Below are 21,152 nucleotides of genomic sequence, written 5' to 3' on the forward strand. Positions count from 1 at the left end.
CGAAGTGAGGGCAGCGCGCCTTTCCCTTCTCCCGCAAAGCGAGAGAAGGGAGAACCACAGCGGAGAGGGGGAGCGTCCCCCTCAGTAATCCACCTCGACGCCCACACCCAGAGCCGACGAGCCGTCGGCGCCGAGCTGGCCCTGGACGTTGAGGTAGTCGGTGATGTCGACCTGCACCTTCACCCGCGTCGAGTCGGCGCCTGCGCCCTGCTGCACGCCGACGAAGACGTTGTCGGTGGCGTAGCCGCCGATCTCGATCGCCGGCCGGTTGTTGGCGTCGGTGACGACACCCAGGCGATCGACGCCGAGCCGCGAACGCAGCCCGGCGAGGAGGCCGCCGCTGCGCGCGCCTGTGAGCGAGGCGACGGCCTCCGCGAGCGCGATCGCCTGTCCGGCGTTCAGCCCCGCCGACAACTGCCCGAACAGGATCACCGACAGCACCTCGTCCTCGGGCAGTTGCGGCACCGAGGAGAAGCGGATCACCGGGGCGGAGGCGCGGCCAGTGATCGAGACGATCGCCGTGTAGCTGCCCGAGCGCGTCGTCGCCTCGAGATCGAGGATCGGATCGAGGGTGTCGGCGAACGAGATCGTGCCGGTGGTGATCGTCAGGCGCTGGCCGATGATGTCGACGATGCCGCGCCGCAGCCTGAGCCCGCCGTTGACCACCGGCGCCCGTGTCGTGCCGGTGATGCGGAAGTTGCCGCCGAAGTCGGCGTTGATGCCGGAGCCGCGCACGACGATCTGGTTGATCGCCGTCACCGTCAGGTCGAGGCGGGCGTCGAAGGGCGGCGGCGGCGGGGCGGCCCGGCCGTTGGGGCCACGCGGATTCGGCTGCGGGAAGAACTGGCGGCGCTCCGGCGGCACGTTGGTGTGCGTCACCGGAATGGTCGTGGCGCTGCCCGGCAGCCGGTCGGGGATCGTCACCTCGACGCGGTCGAGGCGCACCGTGCCGCCGATCACCGGCGCGCGGGCGAGGGGGCCGGTGATCGTCACGTTGGCATCGACGATACCGCGGGCGATCGGCTCGTTGCGGACGACGGCGCGCTGGGTGGCCACCCGCAGGTCGCCCGGGAAGCCGGCGTTCGCGTCGAGGCCGATCGAGCCGGTCACCGTCAGCGTGCCGCCGTCGGCGAAGCGGCCGGAGAACGAGGCGATGCGCGCCGTGCGGGTGTCGAGCCGGATCTCGCTGGCGATCCCCTCGATGCGCAGGTCGTTGGTGATGTCGGCGAAGGAGCCGCCGCTGATGCGCACCGTGCCGGTCACGGCCGGTGCGGCCGTCGTGCCGGCGATCCGGGCGTCCAGCGTCGCCCGCCCGCCGACGTCCATCGTCGGCGGCAGGCCGAACAGCTCGACCAGCGCGAGGTCGGTGTTGCCGCTGACGGTGAGGCCGATCTGGCCGGCGCCGAGCGGCACCGCACCGTTGAACGTAAGGCGCGTCGAGGTGCCGGCGGTGGCGGTGCCGTTCACCGTCACCCGCGTCGGCTCGACGGCCCCGCGCACCTGGGCGGCGACGGGCGGCAGACCGGCAGCCTGCGGTGACGAGAGACCGGCGAGCGTCAGGTCGTAGTTGCCGCGCGGAGCCGCCGGGGTGCCGTTGATGGTGGCGCTGCCGCTGATCGTACCGGCGACGGGAAGCTCGGCGTTCGCAAGCCGCGCCAGCGCCAGCGGCACCTGCTGCAGCCGCGCCTGCAGCGACAGCGACTGCGCCGAGACGGTTCCGGTCACCGTCACCGTGCCGCCGCCGCGGGCGGCCAGCGCCGCATCGACGCGGACGCCGCCATTCGCATCGACCCGCACCGTGGCCGGGCGGGAGAGCGCGATCTCGGCACCGTTTCCGCTCGCCGATGCCCGCGACAGCGCGACGTCGATCGCCCCGTCGGTGCGGCGCTGCACGCGCGCGGCGGTGGAGACGGCGAGGCCGTTGACGCGGGCGTCTGCCGTCACGTTGGCGTCGTCGAGGGCGCCGGTGGCCGTCGCCCGGAGGTTGCTGATGGCGGTGCCGCCGGTCACCACTTCGCCCGCCGTGGCGGTGAGGTCGACGCGGGGCGCCGCCGGCAGGCCGGTGATGCTGCCGTTCACAGCCAGGTTCGCGACCGTGTTGCCGGCGACCGACAGCCGCCGCGACGCCACCGTGATCCGGGCCGGGCCCTGGCGGCCGGTGGGCATCTCGATGTTCGCCTCGAGCCCGCCCGAGGCGACGAGGCCGGCGAGTGCCGCCGCCGGAGCGAGGTCGGTGGCGACGACGTTGAGGCGTCCAGCGGGAATGCCGTCCGCGCCGCGGGTGAGGGCGCCCGAGGCGGTGAGGCCGACGAAGGCGAGGCGCTCGATGTCGAGCCGCTCGCCGTTCGCATCGCGGCCGAAGCGGATGGTGCCGGCGATCGGACGGCCCTGCGAGGAGCCGGTCAGCACCACCGTCCCCGACTGCGCGCCGGGCTTCGTCAGGTCGAGGTCGCCGGTGGCGGTGAAGCCGTCGAGGCGGTTGCCGGCGGCCACCAGCCCGTCGCCGGCGAGGCGGAACGCGACGTTCGGCGCGAGCGCATCGCCGGTCGCCGTGGCGGTCAGGCGGGCGGCACCGGCGAGCGTCGGCGTGATGCGGGCGAGGTCGGTGACGGCGAGGTCGAGCGTCAGGGTGTCGTTCGCAGCACCCAGCGCACCCTTGCCCTCGGCGGTGATGACGCCGCCGGCAACCCGCAGGCGATCGATCGTCAGCGTCTCGCCGTCATAGGCGATCGCCGCGTCCACCGTCGGTGTCGGCCCGAGCAGCGCCTCGACCTCCGGCACGCCGGCCGAGAAGCCGGTGGCGCCGCCGTCGAGGGCGAGCGACAGGCGCGAGCCGTCGAGGGCGGCGTCGAGGGTGCCGGTGAGGTCGAGCGCGCCGGTCAGCGGCTGGCCGGCGAGGCCGGAGAGATAGGCGAGATCGGCGACGCGGATGCGGCCGTCCGCCGTCGCCGCCTCGGCGGTGGTCGTGGCGGCGAGCGTCACGTCGGCACCGAGGCCGGTGAGGGCGACGTCGCGCAGTGTCACGCCGCCGTCGGGGTTCAGCGTCGCCGCACCCGACAGCCGCGGCGCCGCGTCCGCCTCGACCGGGTTACCGCCGACGGTGACGCCTTCGGTGGTGACGGTGAAGGTCGCCTCGCGGCCGACAGTGTCTGCGGCGTCCTCGGCCGGCGCGGTCGACGTGGCGGCGACGGTGACGCGCTCGGCCGTCAGCCGGTCCGCGCTCGCCACGCCGTCGACCACGGCATCGAGCTTGACGTCCGGATCGGCGAGCCTGCCGGTGAGGTGTGCGGTGCCGCGCCCACCGGACCAGCTCGTGGCGGCGGGCACGAGGCCGGCGAAGGCGGCGGAGTCCGAAACCGTGATGTCGGCGGTGACGTCGATGCTGTCGGCGCCAGGGTTGAGGTTGCCCTGCGCGGCGACGGTGCCGGCCGCTGCAGTGACGTTGGCCGCTTCGATGGCGACCGTTCCGTCCGGCGCCGCGACGGCGGCGAGCGACACCCGCACGGTCTCGCCGGCGAGCGCGGCGAGATTCGGCGGCAGCCGCGACGCGGCGGTGAGCGCCAGGTCGGCGGTGACGCGGGTGCCGGCGTCCGATGCCGCGACGGTCGCCGTGCCGCCGAGCACGGGCGTGCCGGCCAGCGCCACGTCGATTCGGCTGTCGAGGTCCTCCGGCGCGCCGGAGCCCTGGTAGCGGACGGTCATCACCTGACCGTCGGCGAGCCCCGCATACTCCCGCAGCAGTGCGACGCCCGGCAGGGCCGCCGCCTCGATGCCGGCGATGTCGGCGGTGACGTCGATCGACGGCGTGCCGGGCAGGCCGGCGACGGTGCCGCGCGCCGACAACCCGGCGATCGTGTTGCCCTCGACCGTCAGGCTCGGGCTCGCGAGGGTGATGCGGGCGACGCCGGGCTCACCAGCCGGGATATCGACCGTAGCATCGAGGCCGCCCGAGGCGACGAGGCCGGCGAGCGCGGCGGCGGGGGCGAGGTCGGTCGCCGTCAGCGACAACTGCCCGGAGGGCATGCCGGCGGCGCTCTGTGCCAGTGTGCCGCTCGCCGTCAGGCCGACGAAGTCGAGCCGGTCGATGGCGAGGCTCATGTCCTCGCCGGTGCGGGCGAAGCGCACCGTGCCGGTGATCGGCTGGCCGCGCGAGGCGCCGGCGAGAGCGACGGTGCCGGACTGTGTGCCCGCGACCGTGAGGTCGACATCGCCGGTCGCGGCGAAGTCGTCGAGCGCATGGCCGGCCGCGACGAGTTGGTCGCCGGTGAGGCGGAAGGCGACGCGCGGCGCCGTCGGATCGCCGGTGGCGGTTGCTTCCAGGCGGGCGGCGCCCGTCAGCGTCGGCGTGACCAGGGCGAGATCGCTGACGGTGAGATCGACCGTCAGCGCGTCGTCGGGGCTGCCGCCGATCCGGCCGCTGCCGGTCGCCGTCACCACGCCGCCGGCGACGTCGAGGCGCTCGATCGAAAGGCTCGTGCCGTCATAGGCGATGGCGGCGGAGACGGTAGGCGATGTGCCGATCAGCGCCTCGAGTTCGGGAATGCCGGCCGACAGCGCCTGCGCGCCGCCGTCGAGCGTCACCGCGGCGCGGCTGCCGTCGAGGGCGGCGTCGACATCGGCCGTCAGGTCGACGCTGCCGGCGAGCGGCACGCCGGCGAGACCGGACAGCGCGGAGAGGTCGGCGACGGTGAGGCGTGCATCCGCATCCACCGCACCGGCGCTGGTGGTGCCGTCGAGGGCGAGGCGCGCGCCGAGCGCGTCCAGCACGACGTCCGAGAAGGCGATGGTGCCGTCGGCCGGGAGCCGGACCTCGCCGGAGACACGCGGTGCCGCCTCTGACGAGATCGGCGCGCCGTCGAGGCCGACGCTCGCGGTCGAGGCCTCGAAGACGATTGTGCGTTCGGCGCCGCCGATGCCGAGGGTCCCGGGCTGCGGCGCCGTCATCGTCGCCGTGACGTCGACGTTGCCGGCGGTGACGCGACCGAGCGCCGCGACGCCGTCGGCGCGGACGGTGGCGGCGATGTCGGGGTCGGCGAGGCGGCCGGTGAGGCGGGCGTTGACGTGGCCGCCATTCCAGGTCGCCGGGATGTCGAGTAGACCGGCGAAGGCCTGGGCGGAGGCAACCTCGACCTCGGCGGCAACGTCGATGGTGTCGGCGTCCGGGTCGATGCGACCCTGGGCCATCACCGACGCCGCGGCGGCCGAGACGCTGGCGCTCTCAATGGCCAGGACACCGCCCGGCTCGACGACGACGACCATCGCCGCCTGCACGGCGTCACCCGCGAGCGCGGCGTACTCTGCCGGCAGCACCGGGGCAGGGGTCAGATAGAGGCCGGTGGTGACCCGCCGGCCCGCGGCGATTTCCTCGATGCGGGTATTGCCGCGGGCGAGCGCGGTCGCGCCCAGCGCCACGTCGAGCGTGCCCTCCCAGGCCGACAGCGGCCCGTCGCCCTGGTAGCGCAGCGTCAGCGGCTGGTCGCCCGACAGTCCGGCGAGCCGCTGGATGACGCCGCCCGCCGGGGCCGTGAGGTCGACCGCGGCGGTCAGGTGGTCGTCGGCGGGGCGATAGTCGATATCGACGACAGCGCGGCCGGGCAGGCGACCCTCCACCATCGCATCGAGGTCGATGGTGATCGGCTCCTGCAGCGAGCGCGGCACGGCGAGCGCGCCGTTCGCCGCCACCGTGAGCGCCTCGCCGGCCACCGCCGGATCGAGCGCGACGCCGGCCACTTCCAGGGTGCGCACGTCGATCGCCACCGGCAGCGGCAGCGGCAGGCCGGACGAGGGCTGGTCGGGCGTCGGCTCCGACTGCGGCGCCCGCAACACCCGCGTCGGCCCGAGCGCCAGCCGGTCGACCGAGACGGTGCGGTCGAACAGAGCCGACGGCCGCCAGTCGAGGGCGAGCGTATCGATCTCGACGAAGGGACCGGTTCCGTCGCCGACCGTGACGTTCGTGAAGCGCAGCGCCCCGAGGCCCTCGTCGGAGAAGCCGCCGATCGTCACCGGATAGCCGAAGGACGGCGAAAAGCGCTCGGCGAGCGCCACCAGCCCCTGCCGGCCGGGCGACGTGAACAGGGCGAAGGCTACGATCGCGGCGACAGCCCCCACCAGCACCAGCAACACCACGAGCACACGCGCGGCGATGCGCAGCGCGAGCGGCTTCCGGCGGCGGGAGGGAGAGGGCGGGGGCGGCGTGGGCGCACCGCGCCCGTCCGCCCCTCCGTCAGAAGGACTGGCCAAGGCTGAGGTAGATGGCCACTGGTCCGTCATCCTTCACCTTCTGCAACGGAAATGCGACATCAAGACGGATCGGGCCGACACCGGTGAAATAGCGCAGGCCGATGCCCGCGCCCACCTTCGGCGAATAGGCGAAGTCGGGGAACTCCGAGCGGTAAGCCGCGCCGATGTCGACGAAGGGCACGATGCCGATGGTGTCGGTGACCTTGGCGCGCAGTTCGAGATTGGCGACGGCGAGGCTGCGGCCGCCGACGATCTTGCCCTTGCCGTTGCGCGGGCTGACATACTGGAAGCCGTAGCCGCGGATCGTGCCACCGCCGCCCGCATAGAAGCGGTTGTTGGCGGGTACGTCCTCGAGGTCCGGCCCCATGATCGAGCCCAGCATGACCTGGCCGGCGGCGACGAAGCGGCGGTCGGCATCGAGCGGATAGTAGGCGGACGCGGTGAGGTTCGCCTGCACCATCGCCGACGAGTCGCCGATCTTTCCGAACGACGGCTCGAGCCCGACCAGCAGCCGCCAGCCCTCGGTCGGGTCCAGGCGGTTGTCGGTGTAGTTGAAGCGGGCGATGGCGGGCACGCCGATCAGCGCGTATTCGTGATTGCCGAAGGCGTCGTCGACGCGCGAGACGGTGCCGGACAGCCCGAGCGAGTACTCGCGCTCCTCGCCGTACTTGCGCAGCACCGAGATATCGGAATCGAAGCCCGTGCGGGTGTAGGCGTCCGGCGTCTCGCGGACGAAATAGTTGGCCACCACCAGCGTGTCGCGGAAGGTGTAGATCGCCGGCTTGGTGAAGGTGAAGCCGGCCTTGTACTGCAGGTCGTCATAGGCGTTGAGGAACAGCCGCGAGACGCTGCCCTCGATGCGGATCTGCTCGCCGTTGCCGAACAGGTTGCGGTGGCCCCACCAGGCCGACAGCAGCGCGCCCTCCGTCGTCGACCAGGACGCCGCGGCACCGACGAAGCGGGGCTTGCGCTCGTTCACCTCGACGATGATCGGAATGGTGCCGTCCGGCCCGACGGCATCGCCGGGCACCACCCGCACGCCGTCGAAGGTGCCGAGATCGCGCAGGTGCTTGGCATACTCCTCGAGCGGGCCGGGCCGGAACTGCTCGCCCTCCTCGAACGGGACCATCCGCTCGATGAACTCGGGGTTCACGTCCTTGGCGCCGCGCACCTCGATGCGGCCGAATCGGGCCGGCTCGCCCGCCTCCACCACCCAGGTGACGTCGAGGAGCTTCGTCTCGTGGTCGGCGACGACATCGCGGTCGACGATGCGCGCCAGCGGGTAGCCGTTGTTCTGCATCGCCAGCAGCAGCTTGGCGTCGGCGGCGCGCACTTCGGTCGACTTCGCCACCGCGCCCGGCAAGATGCCGGTGTCGGCGACGTTCACCATCGGCGGCGCACCGCCAGGCTCGTCGACCACCACCAGCTTGCCGAAGTGGAAGATCCGGTTCGGCGTGACGGTGACGACGACCTTGATGTCGCCCCTGGCGAAGGCGGCGTTGATGGCGTTGCGGCTGTCGCGGTCGGCCGGCGTGGTGCCGGCGACCTGCATCTCGACGATGCCGGCGTAGTACCCCTCGGCGAACAGGGCGGCCCTGAGCCGGTCCGCCTCGGACAGCGCGGCGCGGAAGATGGTGTCGCCGTCGGGGGCGCCGTCGGCCTCGAGCGGCACCAGGGCGGAGGCGCGGCGCAGCGCTTCCTCGAGCTCCGGCGTGCCGCCGGTCACGGTGAACGTCAGTTGCACCCGTCGCCGCGTCGCGGCCTGGCCGTTGCCGTTGGTCGCCGTGCCGTCGGTGGGGGCGGGGGTGTCGGCGGCCGGCGGGGCGGCCGGCGGCGGCGTCGTCTGGGCGATGGCGGTGGATGCGGCGAGGGCGGTGAGCAGGGCAGCCGTGGACGCCGCTGCCGCGAGCGCGAGCGGGCGCGTCGCCGAAGCGGAGCTCCGGCGCGGGGGCGCGGCCCGATGCCGCCCACCTGTCGCTCCACCGCCCGCTGCCGGGGGGCCACTCGCCTCGACGCCCAATGCACCTCCGCCGTGGCCCGCCCTTTCGGGGTCCGCCGCGCAACCGGGGGATGCGGCGACCATGCCGCAGTCCTTCGGGTGGGAAACTAGCCGATAGACCATGCGGTTGCCGAGTCTCGAATAGAACCGCTGCCTATGCCTAACGGTTGGTAACCATGCTGCTGCATTGCCGCCACACCGGCCCGACCCCCGCCCTTCGGCCCGGATTTCCGCGGTTGTCTGGTCCAGCGACGCGGCTTGACACCCGCCCGTCGACGGTGCGAACCCTGCCGCGCCGCCTCCGGTGCGTTGTTTCCGGAAGCGGCGCCGGACGGAGGCTCGATGGCGACTGAGACCGATCGTGTGTTCAGCCCGCTGGTGCGCATCGGGCACTGGGGAGGGGCGCTCGCCTTCCTGGTCGCCTATGTCACCGCCGGGCGGCCGCTGTCCCTGCACACCCGCGTCGGCTATGCGCTCGCGGCCTATGTCGTGTGGCGGCTGGTGTGGGGCCTGGTTGGCCCCGCTCGCTCGCGCTTCGCCGACCTTATGTCCTCGCCGCGCGCCTATTATGAAGATCTGATGGGTCTGCTGCGGGCCCGCCCGATCCGCCACGTCGGGCTCGGGCCGATCGGCTCGCTGCTCGCCGTCTCGATGCTGGTCTCGATCGTGCTCGCCTCTGTCGCCGGCGTCGTCACGCTCGCCCAGCGCCACGGTGACGGGCCGCTCGCCGCCTTCATCGGGTCGGTGCCGGAGCCCGTGCCGAATGCGATCACCCGCTTCGGCGAAGACGGCGGCATGACCATCATCCCGCGCACCGACCGTGCCTCGATCGACACCGGCGCCGAACACCCCGACGTCAAGCCGGGGCGCTGGATCAAGCGCGTGCACGGCACGCTGTCGCTTCTGGCGCTGTGGCTGGTCGTCCTGCACATCGTCCACGTGCTCTATGCAAGCGTCGTGCGCGGCGAGAACCTGCTCTACGACATGGTGACCGGCCGGCGTGCCCCGCAGGCCGAGCCTGTCGCGCCGCCTCGGCCGGTGGCCCCCGCCGCCTCGGCCGGCATCGCTCCGGCCGCTGCGCCGCGGCCACAGGCCGTCGACGTGGCCCCGCCGCCGGCTGCGCTGGCGCCGCCAGAGGCGCCGGCCGGCTGGCCCGAGCCGGAGCCGGACGAGGCCGACGAAGAGAAGGCGCAGAAAAAGCTCCAGAAGCGCGCCCAGCGCAAGGAGCGCCGTCGCGAAGGCAGGGCCTGAGGCCAGCAGCGCCGCGACGGTCCGGATGCACGGAGGCGAGGCGTCCTGCCTTGGACGTGCTGCATTCGACGTCTTGCATTCGACGCCCTGCAGCCGGCGCGACCGCGCGAGCCCGGAGGAGCCACCCCGATGGAGCGCCTGATCTTCCGCCTGCTGCCGCGGCTCGCGATGTGGATTCGCCGGCCGCCATCGCCGCGCCGGATGTTGATCATCGCGATCGTCGTGGCTGCGGCCCTCGCCATCGCGGGAATCGAGAGGTACGTCGGCTGGCCGGAGGCCCTCACCGTCGAGCGGCTGCCGCGCAATCCGGTGCCGCAATAGGCGAGACCCAACGAAAATGGGCCGCCTCGCGGCGGCCGGGAGCCTAACGAAAATGGGCCGCCTCGCGGCGGCCCATGCTCGATTTCTCCGCTCGCAGGCGCGGGATCAGTTCGACAGCGGCTCCGACACCATGACGACGATGCGGTCGCCGTCGCGGACGATGTCGACGGCGCGGGGCGCCGTACCCTCGGCGCCGGGCACAGACAGGCCGATGCGCTGGGCGGGGGCGAGGGTCGCGGCGACGCGGACCGGCGAGGTGTCCGAGGACGCGCCGAGGGTGGCGACGACCTTCAGGCCTTCGGGCGCCATCGAGTAGTAGGCGACGCCGTGCACGTCGCCGAGGTCGATCCGGTGGGCGGCCGGGATCGGCTCGCCGGCGGTGGCCGGGGCGATGGCGGTGAGCGTGAGGGGGATGAGGGCGAGCGCGCCGAGGAGCGTGCGCATGGGTCTTGTCTCCGAGGTGCTGTCCGACCACCAAACGCGGCCGGCAAGCCGGGTCTTCCCGGGAGACCACAAGTTAGGGTTCGGCCTGCTGCATTGCAACAGAGGGAATTGTGCAATGCGGGATAGCTGCTATGCGTCCAGCGACGGTGACCGAGCGTCGCGTCGATGACCCCGATCGCGACCGCCCCGATCGGCCACCTGCGCCCTGACGGCTCGATCTGCTCCGCCCCCTCAATCTCGTCGGGAAAAAGACACGCGACACGGGAGACGAGCTGTCACGTCCGTGTGAAGCGGGGGCATCGAGCGTTCGATAAGCGCAGAACTCCCGCATAGTTCGACCGAGGGGGGCTGGAAGAAACCACGGAGGCAACGATGCGGATACCTTGCACGACCGGGCCGGGGCGCGGCCGGTATCGTCTCGCCACTGTCGCCATCGCGACGGCGGCCCTTTTCGCCACCGCAGCATCACCGGCGCTGGCGGCTACCTGCATCCAGGTCACTGGCGAGGGCGTCAGCCTGTTCTTCCAGTTCAAGGGCAAGCTGCCGCAGAAGCCGAACACCTTCCAGCAGCTCAGCGGCCGCTTCGACGGCGTCGGCCCCGCCTATGGCGCGGCGTCGGTGGCGCAGGACGGCAGCTTCGTCGAACTCGCCGGCGGCTTTGCCAGCGGCGGCACCGTCTTCGGCCTCTTCAACATCGGCTTTGCCCCGCCGAAGTCGAAGACCGGCGGCGGTGGCGTGGTCATCGACAACATCCTCATCCCGGTGGAGGCGAAGATCGTCTCGTGCCGAAAGGAGCCGAAGCCGAAGTAGCCGAACCGGCTGCCCGGCCCGAGGGGCCGCCGCAATGCACGACGGCCGCCGGGGGTGTCCCCGGCGGCCGTGGGTCTCAGGATGCCTGCACGACCGGCTGCAGCCGGTCGCGAAGCGTCAGCGCGACAGCTTGTCGGCGAGCCACTTGAACGAGGCCGGCGCCCATTCCTTGTAGTATTTGAACGCGCAGTGGCCGCCGTCGGGGTAGATGCGCGCCTCGCGGCCGGTCACGGGCCCATGCTCCAGCATGTAGTAGATGTTGCCGATCGGGGCGAGGATGTCTTCCTTGCCGTTGATCAAGAGCGTCGGCATGGTGATGCGGTCGACGAGGCCGAGGGACTTCAGCGACCACTTGTGGAAGATCTCGTTCTCCTTCTCCGCCGACCACTTCGGGAAGGCCGGCTCGCTGCCGGGCGGGCCGTAGACGAAGAGCGAGCGGCGGCTGCGGCCTTCCACCACCCAGTCCATCTCGGCCGGCGTCAGCTCGTAGCCGAACGGGTGGCCGGCAGAGGCGACGACCGCCTTCATCATCTCCGGATAGGCGCCGGCGAGCTGCAGCACCGAGTAGCCGCCGCGGCTGATGCCGAAGGCGCCGATGCGGTTGCCGTCGACCTCCGGACGCGCCGCCATCCAGTCGACCGCCGCCATCCACGCCTTCACCGAGGCCGGATCCCACGGGAACGGGTTCTCGCCGGTGCCGGGGGCGTCCATGACGAGGGCCGCGAGCCCTTCCGCGATGCACATGTCGGAGGCCCAGCCGCGGTCCTCCTTGAACACGTCCGAGCCGCACATGATCAAGACCGCGCCGACCGGCTTCGTCGCCTTCGGGGCGCGGAAGTGGGCGCGGATCGTCTTGCCCTCGCAGGGGATGTCGACGACCTGCACCGGCGGATCGAGGTGGGCGTTCGCCTTCTGGAAGGCGCGGGCGCAGTCGGCGCTGATCTCGCGCTTCAGCGGCGACAGCTCCCACGGGAAGCGGCCGATGGCGTAGTAGGTCTTGGCGATCAGGTGCTCGCGGCGGGCGGCCTCATAGTCCTTCTGGGCCTCCAGCGCGTCGCCGATGTTCTCGTGGCGGCGGCCGGCGGCGCGCCAGACCGGCACCCACTTGTCCTCGGTGGAGGCCTCCAGGCTGTCGACGAGGGTCTGCAGCTCGGTGTGGTCGTCGAGCATCGACGCCCAGCGGCGGTAGAAGCCCTTCGGCGTGACGAAGAACGGGTTCTCGTCGGACTGGATGGCGCGGCCCTCGGCGGCGGTGGTCATGCGGCGTCTCCTCCTGCGGCCGCGCTGGCGGATGGCGGCCGTCGTTGCTCGGCGGCCGTCGGGGCCGCAAACGATTGCAGGAAGGGTAGCGGCGCCGCGGCGCAGGAGCAATACGAGAAGACGGCCGGTGTGTACGAAAGAGCGTGATTGTCGACCTGAATTGCGGCCTTGAGCGGCGTCGCGGTGACCCGCGAGGCCGCGTTGTCGACGCTTGGCGACCGCGTCCTCAGGCCTGGAAGCCGCCGGAGATGTCGATGACGCCGCCGCCGATGTAGCCGGCGTTCGGGCCGGCGAGGAAGGTGACCGTACCCGCCACCTCCTCGAGGGTGGCGATGCGGCGGATGGCGTGGAGGTCCATGATGGCGTCGGGAAGCCGGTCGCCCACCGCTGCCGCCATGTCGGTGGGCATGATGCCCGGCTGCACCACGGACACGGTGATGTCGCGGCGGCCGAGGTCGCGCTGCACGCCCTGCGCGTAGCCGGCGATGGCCCACTTCGAGGCGGAATAGTCCGCGACGCCCGCGAAGGGGACGCGGCTGCCGAGGCCGGAGCCGATGAAGATGATGCGGCCGCCGTCAGAAAGCACCGGCGCTGCCGCCCGCGTCGTCGCCACCGTGCCCATGACGTTGACCTGCCACAGGCGATCGAGATTGGCCGTGTCGAGGTTCGGATCGTCAACCGTCTGGAGCGGCGCGGCGATGGCGGCATTGTTGACGAGGATGTCGAGCTTGCCGAAGTGGGCGACCACCTGCTCGACCAGCGGCTTCGCCGCGGCCGTGTTGGCCTGGTCGCTCTTGATCGCCAGCGCCCGAACGCCGGCCGCCTTCAGCCGCTCGACCACGGCTTCGGCCTTCTCGGCGGAGGCGACGTAGCTGATCGCGACGTCGGCGCCCTGTGCGGCGAGCGCCTCGGCGATCGCGGCGCCGAGGCCGCGCGAGCCGCCGGTGACGAGGGCGACCTTGCCCTTCAATGGGTTCGACATGGAGTGCCTTTCGATGGACCGATGCGATGCCACCGCCCCGGGAGCGGGCGGGGGGAACGCCTTTTACGTAACGAGCGTTACGATAACGGTCGGTACGAAACTGGACCTGCGCTGTCAACCGGTTTAATAACGGTCGTTATGAAAAATCAGGAGGCCGGCTGATGGGCCGCCGTCGGGAGTTCGACGAGGCGAAGGTGCTCGACGCGGCGCTCTGCGTCTTCTGGCGCAAGGGCTACGAGGGCACGTCCTATGCCGACCTGACGGAGGCGGCGGGCGTCGAGAGGCCGGCTCTCTATTCCGCCTACGGCAACAAGGAGCAGCTCTTCCGCCGGGCCATCGCCCGCTACGGCGAGCGCTACCTCGAGCATTTTCCCGAGGCCCTGGAGCGGCCGACATCGCGGGAGGTGGTGGCGCACCTCCTCTACGCGACAGCCGACCTCAACACCCGCTATCCGGACCGCCCGGGCTGTTTCATGATCAACGGCGTCCTCGCCGGATCCGACGATGCCGAGCCCGTGCGGCAGGCGCTGATCGAGGCGCGCGCCATGGCCGCGGTGCAGTTGCGGGAACGGTTCGAGCGGGCGAAGGCCGAGGGCGAACTGCCCGCGACCGCCGACCCCGAGGCCCTTGCGGCCTTCGTCATGGCGATCGCGCACGGCATGGCGGTGCAGGCGAAGGCGGGCTTCAACCGCGAGAAGCTGGAGGCCGTCGCGGCGCAGGCGCTCGCCACGTGGCCGACCGGCCCTGGCCGGTCGCCTGAGAGGCTACACGAGGAACCGACAGAGGCAGTCGCTGTGCCAAAGCGGACGAGACTGGGGCGGCGTCTGCGGGCCTGATGTGTGGCGACTTGGTGGCGATGGATACTGCACGTGTTTGAAGGCAGGGAGCGGTACGGAGCAGCGTCGCAGCAGTACGAAAAGAGAAGCGATGTATAAGAAAGTGCGCAATCGCTGACTTCAGCTAGGGTGCCAGTTTGCAAAGCTATTGCAATTTTGCGGGCCGGCCATGGGACAAGGCGAGGTATTGGCTGATTGCGCGAATGGTGCGGGTGGCGCGTTGATGCGTATCCGCTCGAACACCAAGCCCCATGTACTCGATTTCGATTTCCTCCAGGTACTGCACGCATTCTTCTTCCTCTGCGCCATTCTGTAGAAGGTCGGCGACGTGCAGAAGATAGTTATCGTACTCATCAGCGTTTGGACTTTCCCTCTACACTCCCTCAATTGCAGTCAGGCCGATCGGATCCCAAAGGGACCAGCCGAAGTCGCGCAAGCAGGAGAGTTGAGCCTTCGGGTCAGTGGCCATGCCTGAACACAGTTGGAGCCGCCCATGGAGGTTCTATCGTTCGGTGCGCGGAGCTAACAATTAAGTCCCGCTTTGCCGAATGTCTCGGGCGGGGCCGCCTAGAACACCACCGTGCGGTGGCCGTTCAGGAACACCCGCCGCTCGATCAGCTTGCGCAGGGCGCGGGCGAGCACCTGGGATTCGACGTCGCGGCCCTGTTCCACCATCGCCTCGGCGTCGAAGGTGTGGTCCACCGGGGCGACGGCCTGGGCGATGATCGGGCCCTCGTCGAGGTCCGCGGTGACGAAGTGGGCGGTGGCGCCGACGAGCTTCACGCCGCGCTCGAAGGCCTGGTGGTAGGGCTTCGCCCCTTTGAAGCTCGGCAGGAACGAGTGGTGGATGTTGACCACCCGGCCGGGCAGGCGCCCGCAGGCCTCGTTCGACAGCACCTGCATGTAGCGGGCGAGCACGACGAACTCCGAGCGCGTGTCCTCGATGATCTCGAACAGGCGGGCCTCGGCCGTCGCCTTCGTCTCGGCCGTGACGGCCAAGTGCACGAAGGGGATGCGCGCCTGCTCGGCGAGCGGGGCGAGCGTGACGTGGTTCGAGACGATCGCCGGCACTTCCATCATCAGGCTGCCGGTGCGCTTGCGGTAGAGCAGGTCCTGCAGGCAGTGGTCGAACTTCGACACCAGGATCAGCACCCGCGGCGGGATGCGGGCGTCGTGCAGCGACCAGTCCATCGCGAACTTCGCCGCGATCGGCGCGAACCTCTCGGCGAAGGCTGCGCGCGTGAAGCCCGGCGAGCGCGGCTCGAGCACGGTGCGCATGAAGAAGACGTTCGTCTGCGGATCGCCGAAGTGGTTCGATTCGGTGATGAAGCAGTTCGCCTCCGTCAGCATCGTCGAGACGGCGGAGACGACGCCGACTACGTCCGGGCACGAGATCGTCAGGTAGAAGCGCGGCGCGTCGGCCATCGGCGGTGGCTCCGGTCGGGTGGTCGCGAGGACAAGCGTCTGAAGGTCGGCGAGGCAGCAGGATCAGGCGGCGGGCGTCAGGCGGGCGAGGCCACCCTCCTGCGCCAGCACGCCGAGCACGGCTCCGGCGACGTGGTCGGCCAAGGCCGCGTCGCCGACGAGGTGGTAGACGACCGCGCCGCCGTCGTCGACGCGCGCCACCGTCGCGGAGACGCGCGCGACCTGCGTCTGGGCGATCGAGCCGTCGACGAAGCGGGACGTGCGCAGGTCGACGGCGGCGAGCCGCGAGAACGCCGAGTCGAGGGCAGCTGGTGGGCCGGAGACGGTCAGCCAGTAGAGTCCGGGGCCGCGCGGCACGGGGTAGACGCCCGGCGCGAGCGGACGGCCGAGGGAGCCGGTGTCGGGCAGGCGGGCGGTGCCGGCCGGGTTGAGCAGGACCGCCTCGTTGGAGGCGAGCACCAGCACGATCGTGCCGTCGGCGAGCCGCGTCGCCCGGTTCGGCGTGTGGTCGAAGGCGAGGTCCTGGCTCGCCAGCCAATCAAGGCAGACGCGGCCCTTCACGCCGGTCTTGGGCGCGAGCGACAGGTCGGCGACGGTGAAGACGCCGGCGGGCGTCGCGGCCGCCGCAGCGAAGGCGTCGGTGGCCGGGGAGCGGCGGGGAGCGATCATCGCGTCGGGGGAGCTCATGGTGTGGGCTCCACGGGCTTGGGCTCCGGTGGCTTCGGCTCCGGCGCAGGCGCCTCCGGCGGCTTAGGCTCCAGCGGTTCGGGTTCGAGCCTTGCGCCGTCGGGGTCGTAGGCGGGCATGGCGATCGTCTCGGCCGCCGCCATCGTGCCGTCCGGCAGGCGGATGGAGAAGGCGCGGCCCGCCTTTGGCCAGTCGACCGGCAGCGTCGCCAGCCCGACGACGCCGCTGCAGGCGACCGACATGGCGGCGGAGGTGACGCGGCCGACATCGCGGCCGTCCTCGACGACGAGGCAGCTCTCAGGCGGGGCCGGGGCGTTGCGGTCGACGAGGCGGAAGCCGAACAGGGTATGGCGGAGACCTTCCGTCCTGCGGAAGTCGACGGCCGCCTTGCCCCAGTAGAACGGCTTCTTCTTCGCCACCGCCCACGACAGTCCGGCCTCGTCGGGATGGGTCAGCCCGTCGGTGTCCTGGCCGACGATGACGTGTCCCTTCTCGAGGCGGAGGATGCGCTGCGCCTCAACGCCCGCGGGGCGAATGCTCTCGGCTCGACCCGCAGCGATCAGGGCGTCCCAAAGTGCCGTGCCCTGGTCGGCCGGCACATGGATCTCCCAGCCGAGCTCGCCGACGAAGCCGACACGCAGCAGCCGCGCTGGGATGCCGGCGACATGGCCTTCGCGGACGCCAAGATGGGGGAAGTTTGCCGGCGAAAGATCGAGGTCGGTGCCCGCTGCCCGGAGCACCCGACGCGCCTTCGGGCCGGCGAGGCTGACGGCGGCGTAGGCGCCGGTCACCGCCGTGATGTCGACGTCGAGGCCCCAGTTGGCGTTCAGCCAGACGAGCAGGCGGTAGGTGGCGTCCGCCTGGCCGGTGGTGCCGGTGACGTAGAAGTGGTCGTCGGCGAGCCGCGCCACGACGCCGTCATCGCCGACATTGCCGCCGACGTCGAGCAGCAGGGCGTAGCGACAGCGACCGATCGGCTGGGCGGTGTGGGCGCCTGCATAGGCGCGGTCGAGGAAGCGGGCGGCGTCGGGGCCGCGCACCTCGAGCTTGCCGAGGGTGGAGACGTCGATCAGCCCGCACGCGCCGCGGACCGCGGCGACCTCTTCGGCGATCGCCTTGTCGCGATCCGGACCGTACCAGGCGGGGCGGTGCCAGAGGCCGGCGACCATCTGCACGGCGCCGAGGGCTTCGTGGCGGTGGTGCATCGGCGAGGTTCGATGCGGATGGAAGCCTTCGCCCGCAAGCGCCTGGAAACGCTCGCCGGTGAAGGGCGGCCGAACCGTCGTCGGCCCGAGTTCCGCCGGGGCCATGCCGCGCTTCCGGGCGAGGATGCGCAGGCCCATCAGCGTCGTCTGGCGGCCCTGGCCGGGACCCATGCCGAGGGTCGACCAGCGCTTCAGGAGCTCCGGATGGGAGAAGCCGTCCTCCACCGCGTTCTCGACGTCCTCGATGACGAGGTCTTCGTCGGTGTCGACGAAGGCCTTGCCGGCGGGGTGGCGGACGACCGGGAAGGGGTGGGCGGTCCGTGCCGTGACGGGCGGACGGTCCGGTGCCGTCATGGCCGCACCGTCAATGACGGTACCCGTTGCCGGTGCCGTCTCGAGGGCGAATTTCGCAGCGATTGCACCGACATGGGCACCGTCGGCGACGGCCGTCTGCGGTGCTGTCCGACCGTCGACCGAACCTGCAAGAAAAATTTGTGATCTCAGATCACGGATCACGAATCCGCGGTCCGGATCGGGCGTCAGGCGGGCGCCGGCGTGGGCGGCGAGCTGGGCCATCGGCGCGCTGCCGCCGGAGACGACGAGGAGGTCGCAGGCGATCGGCTCGGTGACGGTGCCAACGGTGGCCGCCGCGTCGAAGCCGCAGAGGCGCACGGCGGACAACGGTGCGCCGTACAGGCCGCCACCGTGGGAAAGCGCCTCGTAGGGGGCGGTCGAGAAGCGGAACGGCACGCCGGACAAGGCGGCGCGGGCCGTGGCCGTGGCGTCTCCCGCGCTGGCGCGGAGGTCCGCGACCATCTCGACCGCGACGCCGGCGGCGCGCAGGTCGGCGGCGGCGTCCCAGCCGCTGTCGTCGGCGGTGCAGACGACAGCACGGGTGCCCGGGCGGATGCCGTGGACGTGGAGGAGGCGGCGCACCGTGCCGGCGGTCATGACGCCGGGCAGGTCGTTGTTGCGGAAGACGATCGGCTGCTCGGCGACGCCGGTGGCGAGCACCACGGCGGATGAGCGGATCTTGAAAAGGTCGGTGCGCGATTCCGCCGTCAGGAAGCCGTCGGAGAACAGGCCTTGCGCGACGGCACCGGTGAGGACGCGTATGTTGGCGGCGTCAAGATCGGCGATGTCGGCGGCGAGCGTCGGGAAGGCGTCAGACGGCATCGCGCGGGCAAAGCCGCCGAGCACCGGCTCGGCCTCGACGAGAATGACGTCGGCGCCGTTCTTCGCTGCGGCGAGGGCGGCTGCGATCCCGGTCGGGCCTCCGCCGACGATCACGACATTGCAGAACAGGTGTCGCGTGCGAACCTGGGGCGGCGGTGGGCTCTTGGGGTCGATGCGGCCCAAGCCGGCGCGGGCGCGGATGATCTTCTCGAAGCGCGCCCAGGCGCCGAGGGGGCGGAAGAAGGTGCGGTAGTAGAAGCCGACCGGCAGGAAGCGCGAGAACAGCCCCATCACGGAGCCTCTGTCCCGCGCGACCGGCCCGTCGGTGTTCTGCGGGCTGATCGGCGGCAGGCCCTCGACGAGGGGCAGGCGATCGGCCGGCACGTTCGGCTCCGGGCCGACCTGCACCAGCGTGTTGGCGTCGAACCCGCCGAGCGAGAACAGGCCACGCGGCCGGCGGTACTTGAAAGAGCGCGAGATCACGCGGACGCCGTTCGCCGCGAGCGCCGTGGCGACGGTGTCGCCCGGGTGGCCCCGGTAGGTCTTGCCCTCGAAGGTGAAGGCGATCGTCCGCGCGCGGTCGATGCCGCGGCCGAAGGGGGCGGGGAGGCGGGTGTCGCGCGATCCTAGAGGTGTCACGGCCGACCTCCGGCGGCGCGGAAATCGGCCGGCCACAGCGTGCGGATCATCGTGTCGGTGACGGTGTCGCGCTCGGCGACGAACATCGTGCCCGACGGCACGTGCAGCCACCATTCGAGGATCGGGCCTGCGGGATTGTCCTCGGCATAGGCATAGTCCGCCCACGCCTCAGGGCCCGCATCGTCCGCCGGCATCGGCTTCGCCGGCCCGAGACAGGCGAATTCGCCAACGGGTCGGGGCCCGTTGAGGGGGCAGGGGATGAGCTTCATGAGGTCGCCACGATGAGGGTCGGCGCAGCGTCGTGGACGTATCCCGCGGCCGCTGGCTTGAGGGACGGCGGGCTCTGAATTTGCGGCGGCCCCCCCTCCCAGCCCTCCCCCGCGAGGGGGGAGGGTTCGCGTTGAGATCGGGGTGGAGGTGTTGCCACAAGCACGACGGAAACCCTCCCCCCTAGCTGGGGAGGGTAGGGAGGGGGGGCCCCGCGGCAGAACGTTGCCGAAGTGCTGCGCTTCGGACGCGGCTCCGGCGCGAACTCTTGCGCTGGGTCCCGGCTCGGCGCTCGGCTGCGCCTCGCTGGGCCGGGATGACGTGGAAGGAGGACGGCGGGAGGGGGACAGGGCATTGGCGTCAATGCCCCACCGATGCCGCGCCGCGTTCGCCCAACTGGGCGAAGCGGGAGAAGCGGTCGAGGCGGAAGCCTTCGATGAGGGGGTGGGGGGTGCCGGTGGCGATGGTGTGGGCCATCGTCAGGCCGCAGACGGGGGTGGCCTTGAAGCCCCAGGTGCCCCAGCCCGAGTCGATGAAATAATTCTGCACGGGGGTGAGCCCCATCACCGGCGAGAAGTCCGGCGTCATGTCGGCCATGCCGGCCCACTGGCGCAGCACCCTGGCGTGGCCGAGGAAGGGGAAGAGCTCCAGCATGTCGGCCATCAGCACCTCCTTGAACTCGAAGGTCGAGCGGGAGGAGTAGAGCGCGTAGGGGTCGGTGGCGCCGCCCATGACGAACTCGCCGCGCGCCGACTGGCTGATGTAGACGTGCAGCGAGCCCGAGACGATGATCGGGTCGAGCACCGGCTTCACCGGCTCGGACACGCAGGCTTGCAGGGGGACGGTGCGGATCGGCAGCTTGAGGCCGGCCATGCGGGCGACCTCCGACGAGCGCCCGGCGACGGCCTGGACGACCCGCCCGCAGGCGATGCGGCCGCGGTTCGTCACCACGCCGGTGATGCGGCCGTTCTCGATCTCGAGGCCCTGCACCTCGGTGCCCTGGTGGATCTCGACGCCGCGCTGGGAGGCGCCCATCGCGTAGCCCCAGGCGACGGCGTCGTGACGGGCGATCGAGCCCGGCGCGTGATAGAGCGCGCCAAGGATCGGGTAGCGCTTGTCGCGGGACAGGTCGAGCTCGGGACAGAGCCGCGCGATCTCATCCGGACCAACGACTTCCGAAGCGACCTTGAGAGATTTGTTGACCTCGGCGCGCCAGCGCATGGTGCGCATGGCGGCGTCGGTGTGGGCGAGCGTCAGGTGGCCGCGCTCGGACACCATGGTGTTGATGCCGAGATCGTTCGAGAGGCGGCGGTAGAGGCGCACGCTCTCGTCGTAGAAGGCGACGCCCTCGGGTGTCAGGTAGTTCGAGCGGATGATCGCGGTGTTGCGCGCCGTGTTGCCGCCCGCGAGCCAGCCGCGCTCCAGCACCGCGACATTGGTGATGCCGTGGTCCTTGGCGAGATAGTAGGCGGTCGCCAGCCCATGGCCGCCGCCGCCGATGACGACGACGTCGTAGGAGGGCTTCAGCGTCGCGGGCGTCGGCTGCAGCACGCGGAAGGGCGTGTGCCGCTTGCCGAGACCGTAGCGGAGGAGGGCGAAGACCATGCGGT

At 71.5% G+C, this 21,152-nt stretch carries 15 protein-coding genes; 4 read left to right on the top strand and 11 right to left on the bottom strand.

What is annotated here, in order from left to right; genetic code table 11:
* Positions 1-81: 81 nt before the first annotated feature.
* Together RUR49_RS09655 and RUR49_RS09660 are read right to left on the bottom strand one after the other, a co-directional pair.
* Entirely contained in the window at positions 82-6,132 is a 6,051-nt protein-coding gene (locus tag RUR49_RS09655; RefSeq protein WP_409146141.1) for a translocation/assembly module TamB domain-containing protein, read from the bottom strand.
* Positions 6,133-6,223: 91 nt separating this feature from the next.
* A complete protein-coding gene (locus RUR49_RS09660) occupies positions 6,224-8,260 on the bottom strand; it encodes an autotransporter assembly complex protein TamA (RefSeq protein WP_409146142.1) in 2,037 nt (678 codons plus the stop codon).
* Between the two features lie 321 nt (positions 8,261-8,581).
* Here RUR49_RS09660 and RUR49_RS09665 point away from each other — a divergent pair, with 321 nt between their 5' ends.
* Entirely contained in the window at positions 8,582-9,490 is a 909-nt protein-coding gene (locus RUR49_RS09665; protein ID WP_409146143.1) for a cytochrome b/b6 domain-containing protein, read from the top strand.
* Between the two features lie 129 nt (positions 9,491-9,619).
* On the top strand, positions 9,620-9,811 hold the full coding sequence (locus RUR49_RS09670; protein WP_409146144.1) for a hypothetical protein: 192 nt from the start codon (positions 9,620-9,622) through the stop codon (positions 9,809-9,811).
* A 105-nt stretch (positions 9,812-9,916) separates the two neighbouring features.
* On the opposite strand, the gene RUR49_RS09675 is transcribed toward RUR49_RS09670, so the two are convergent.
* Positions 9,917-10,255: a hypothetical protein gene (locus RUR49_RS09675; RefSeq protein ID WP_409146145.1), complete on the bottom strand. Its 339-nt coding sequence runs from the start codon at positions 10,253-10,255 to the stop codon at positions 9,917-9,919.
* Positions 10,256-10,627: 372 nt separating this feature from the next.
* On the opposite strand from RUR49_RS09675, the gene RUR49_RS09680 reads away from it, so the two are divergent.
* On the top strand, positions 10,628-11,065 hold the full coding sequence (locus RUR49_RS09680) for a hypothetical protein (protein ID WP_409146146.1): 438 nt from the start codon (positions 10,628-10,630) through the stop codon (positions 11,063-11,065).
* Positions 11,066-11,182: 117 nt separating this feature from the next.
* Here the strand turns inward: RUR49_RS09680 and RUR49_RS09685 are convergent, their stop codons facing one another.
* Both RUR49_RS09685 and RUR49_RS09690 read right to left on the bottom strand, forming a co-directional pair.
* Entirely contained in the window at positions 11,183-12,325 is a 1,143-nt protein-coding gene (locus RUR49_RS09685; RefSeq protein ID WP_409146147.1) for an alpha/beta hydrolase family protein, read from the bottom strand.
* 226 nt (positions 12,326-12,551) lie between these two features.
* Positions 12,552-13,307: an SDR family NAD(P)-dependent oxidoreductase gene (locus RUR49_RS09690; RefSeq protein ID WP_409146148.1), complete on the bottom strand. Its 756-nt coding sequence runs from the start codon at positions 13,305-13,307 to the stop codon at positions 12,552-12,554.
* A 161-nt stretch (positions 13,308-13,468) separates the two neighbouring features.
* Here RUR49_RS09690 and RUR49_RS09695 point away from each other — a divergent pair, with 161 nt between their 5' ends.
* Positions 13,469-14,143 (top strand): TetR/AcrR family transcriptional regulator, encoded by a 675-nt coding sequence (locus tag RUR49_RS09695; protein ID WP_409146149.1) that lies wholly within the window; start codon positions 13,469-13,471, stop codon positions 14,141-14,143.
* Positions 14,144-14,288: 145 nt separating this feature from the next.
* Here RUR49_RS09695 and RUR49_RS09700 read toward each other — a convergent pair whose 3' ends face one another.
* The 6 genes from RUR49_RS09700 to RUR49_RS09725 form a co-directional block, all read right to left on the bottom strand.
* The gene (locus RUR49_RS09700; protein ID WP_409146150.1) at positions 14,289-14,429 is read right to left on the bottom strand and encodes a hypothetical protein; all 141 of its coding nucleotides are present in this window, start codon (positions 14,427-14,429) and stop codon (positions 14,289-14,291) included.
* A 281-nt stretch (positions 14,430-14,710) separates the two neighbouring features.
* Complete coding sequence (purU, locus tag RUR49_RS09705) at positions 14,711-15,568, bottom strand: formyltetrahydrofolate deformylase (protein ID WP_409146151.1); 858 nt, start codon at positions 15,566-15,568, stop codon at positions 14,711-14,713.
* 63 nt (positions 15,569-15,631) lie between these two features.
* A complete protein-coding gene (locus RUR49_RS09710) occupies positions 15,632-16,255 on the bottom strand; it encodes a hypothetical protein (protein WP_409146152.1) in 624 nt (207 codons plus the stop codon).
* Entirely contained in the window at positions 16,252-19,275 is a 3,024-nt protein-coding gene (locus RUR49_RS09715; RefSeq protein ID WP_409146153.1) for a 2Fe-2S iron-sulfur cluster-binding protein, read from the bottom strand. Before RUR49_RS09715 ends, RUR49_RS09710 begins: the two co-directional genes overlap by 4 nt.
* Complete coding sequence (locus RUR49_RS09720; protein WP_409146154.1) at positions 19,272-19,544, bottom strand: sarcosine oxidase subunit delta; 273 nt, start codon at positions 19,542-19,544, stop codon at positions 19,272-19,274. The genes RUR49_RS09715 and RUR49_RS09720 overlap by 4 nt, the downstream gene beginning before the upstream one ends.
* A 358-nt stretch (positions 19,545-19,902) precedes the next feature.
* Complete coding sequence (locus RUR49_RS09725) at positions 19,903-21,147, bottom strand: FAD-dependent oxidoreductase (RefSeq protein WP_409146155.1); 1,245 nt, start codon at positions 21,145-21,147, stop codon at positions 19,903-19,905.
* Between the last annotated feature and the right edge of the window lie 5 nt (positions 21,148-21,152).

This window comes from Pseudoxanthobacter sp. M-2 (assembly GCF_046156265.1).
Classification (GTDB): domain Bacteria; phylum Pseudomonadota; class Alphaproteobacteria; order Rhizobiales; family Segnochrobactraceae; genus CAMDHY01.

Bases quoted from the DNA above. Each gene is read 5' to 3' on its own strand.
- RUR49_RS09665 (WP_409146143.1), top strand. From the start codon at position 8,582: ATGGCGACTGAGACCGATCGTGTGTTCAGCCCGCTGGTGCGCATCGGG.
- RUR49_RS09725 (WP_409146155.1), bottom strand. From the start codon at position 21,147: ATGGTCTTCGCCCTCCTCCGCTACGGTCTCGGCAAGCGGCACACGCCC.
- RUR49_RS09685 (WP_409146147.1), bottom strand. From the start codon at position 12,325: ATGACCACCGCCGCCGAGGGCCGCGCCATCCAGTCCGACGAGAACCCG.
- RUR49_RS09675 (WP_409146145.1), bottom strand. From the start codon at position 10,255: ATGCGCACGCTCCTCGGCGCGCTCGCCCTCATCCCCCTCACGCTCACC.
- RUR49_RS09710 (WP_409146152.1), bottom strand. From the start codon at position 16,255: ATGAGCTCCCCCGACGCGATGATCGCTCCCCGCCGCTCCCCGGCCACC.
- RUR49_RS09695 (WP_409146149.1), top strand. From the start codon at position 13,469: ATGGGCCGCCGTCGGGAGTTCGACGAGGCGAAGGTGCTCGACGCGGCG.
- RUR49_RS09720 (WP_409146154.1), bottom strand. From the start codon at position 19,544: ATGAAGCTCATCCCCTGCCCCCTCAACGGGCCCCGACCCGTTGGCGAA.
- RUR49_RS09680 (WP_409146146.1), top strand. From the start codon at position 10,628: ATGCGGATACCTTGCACGACCGGGCCGGGGCGCGGCCGGTATCGTCTC.
- purU (WP_409146151.1), bottom strand. From the start codon at position 15,568: ATGGCCGACGCGCCGCGCTTCTACCTGACGATCTCGTGCCCGGACGTA.
- RUR49_RS09690 (WP_409146148.1), bottom strand. From the start codon at position 13,307: ATGTCGAACCCATTGAAGGGCAAGGTCGCCCTCGTCACCGGCGGCTCG.
- RUR49_RS09670 (WP_409146144.1), top strand. From the start codon at position 9,620: ATGGAGCGCCTGATCTTCCGCCTGCTGCCGCGGCTCGCGATGTGGATT.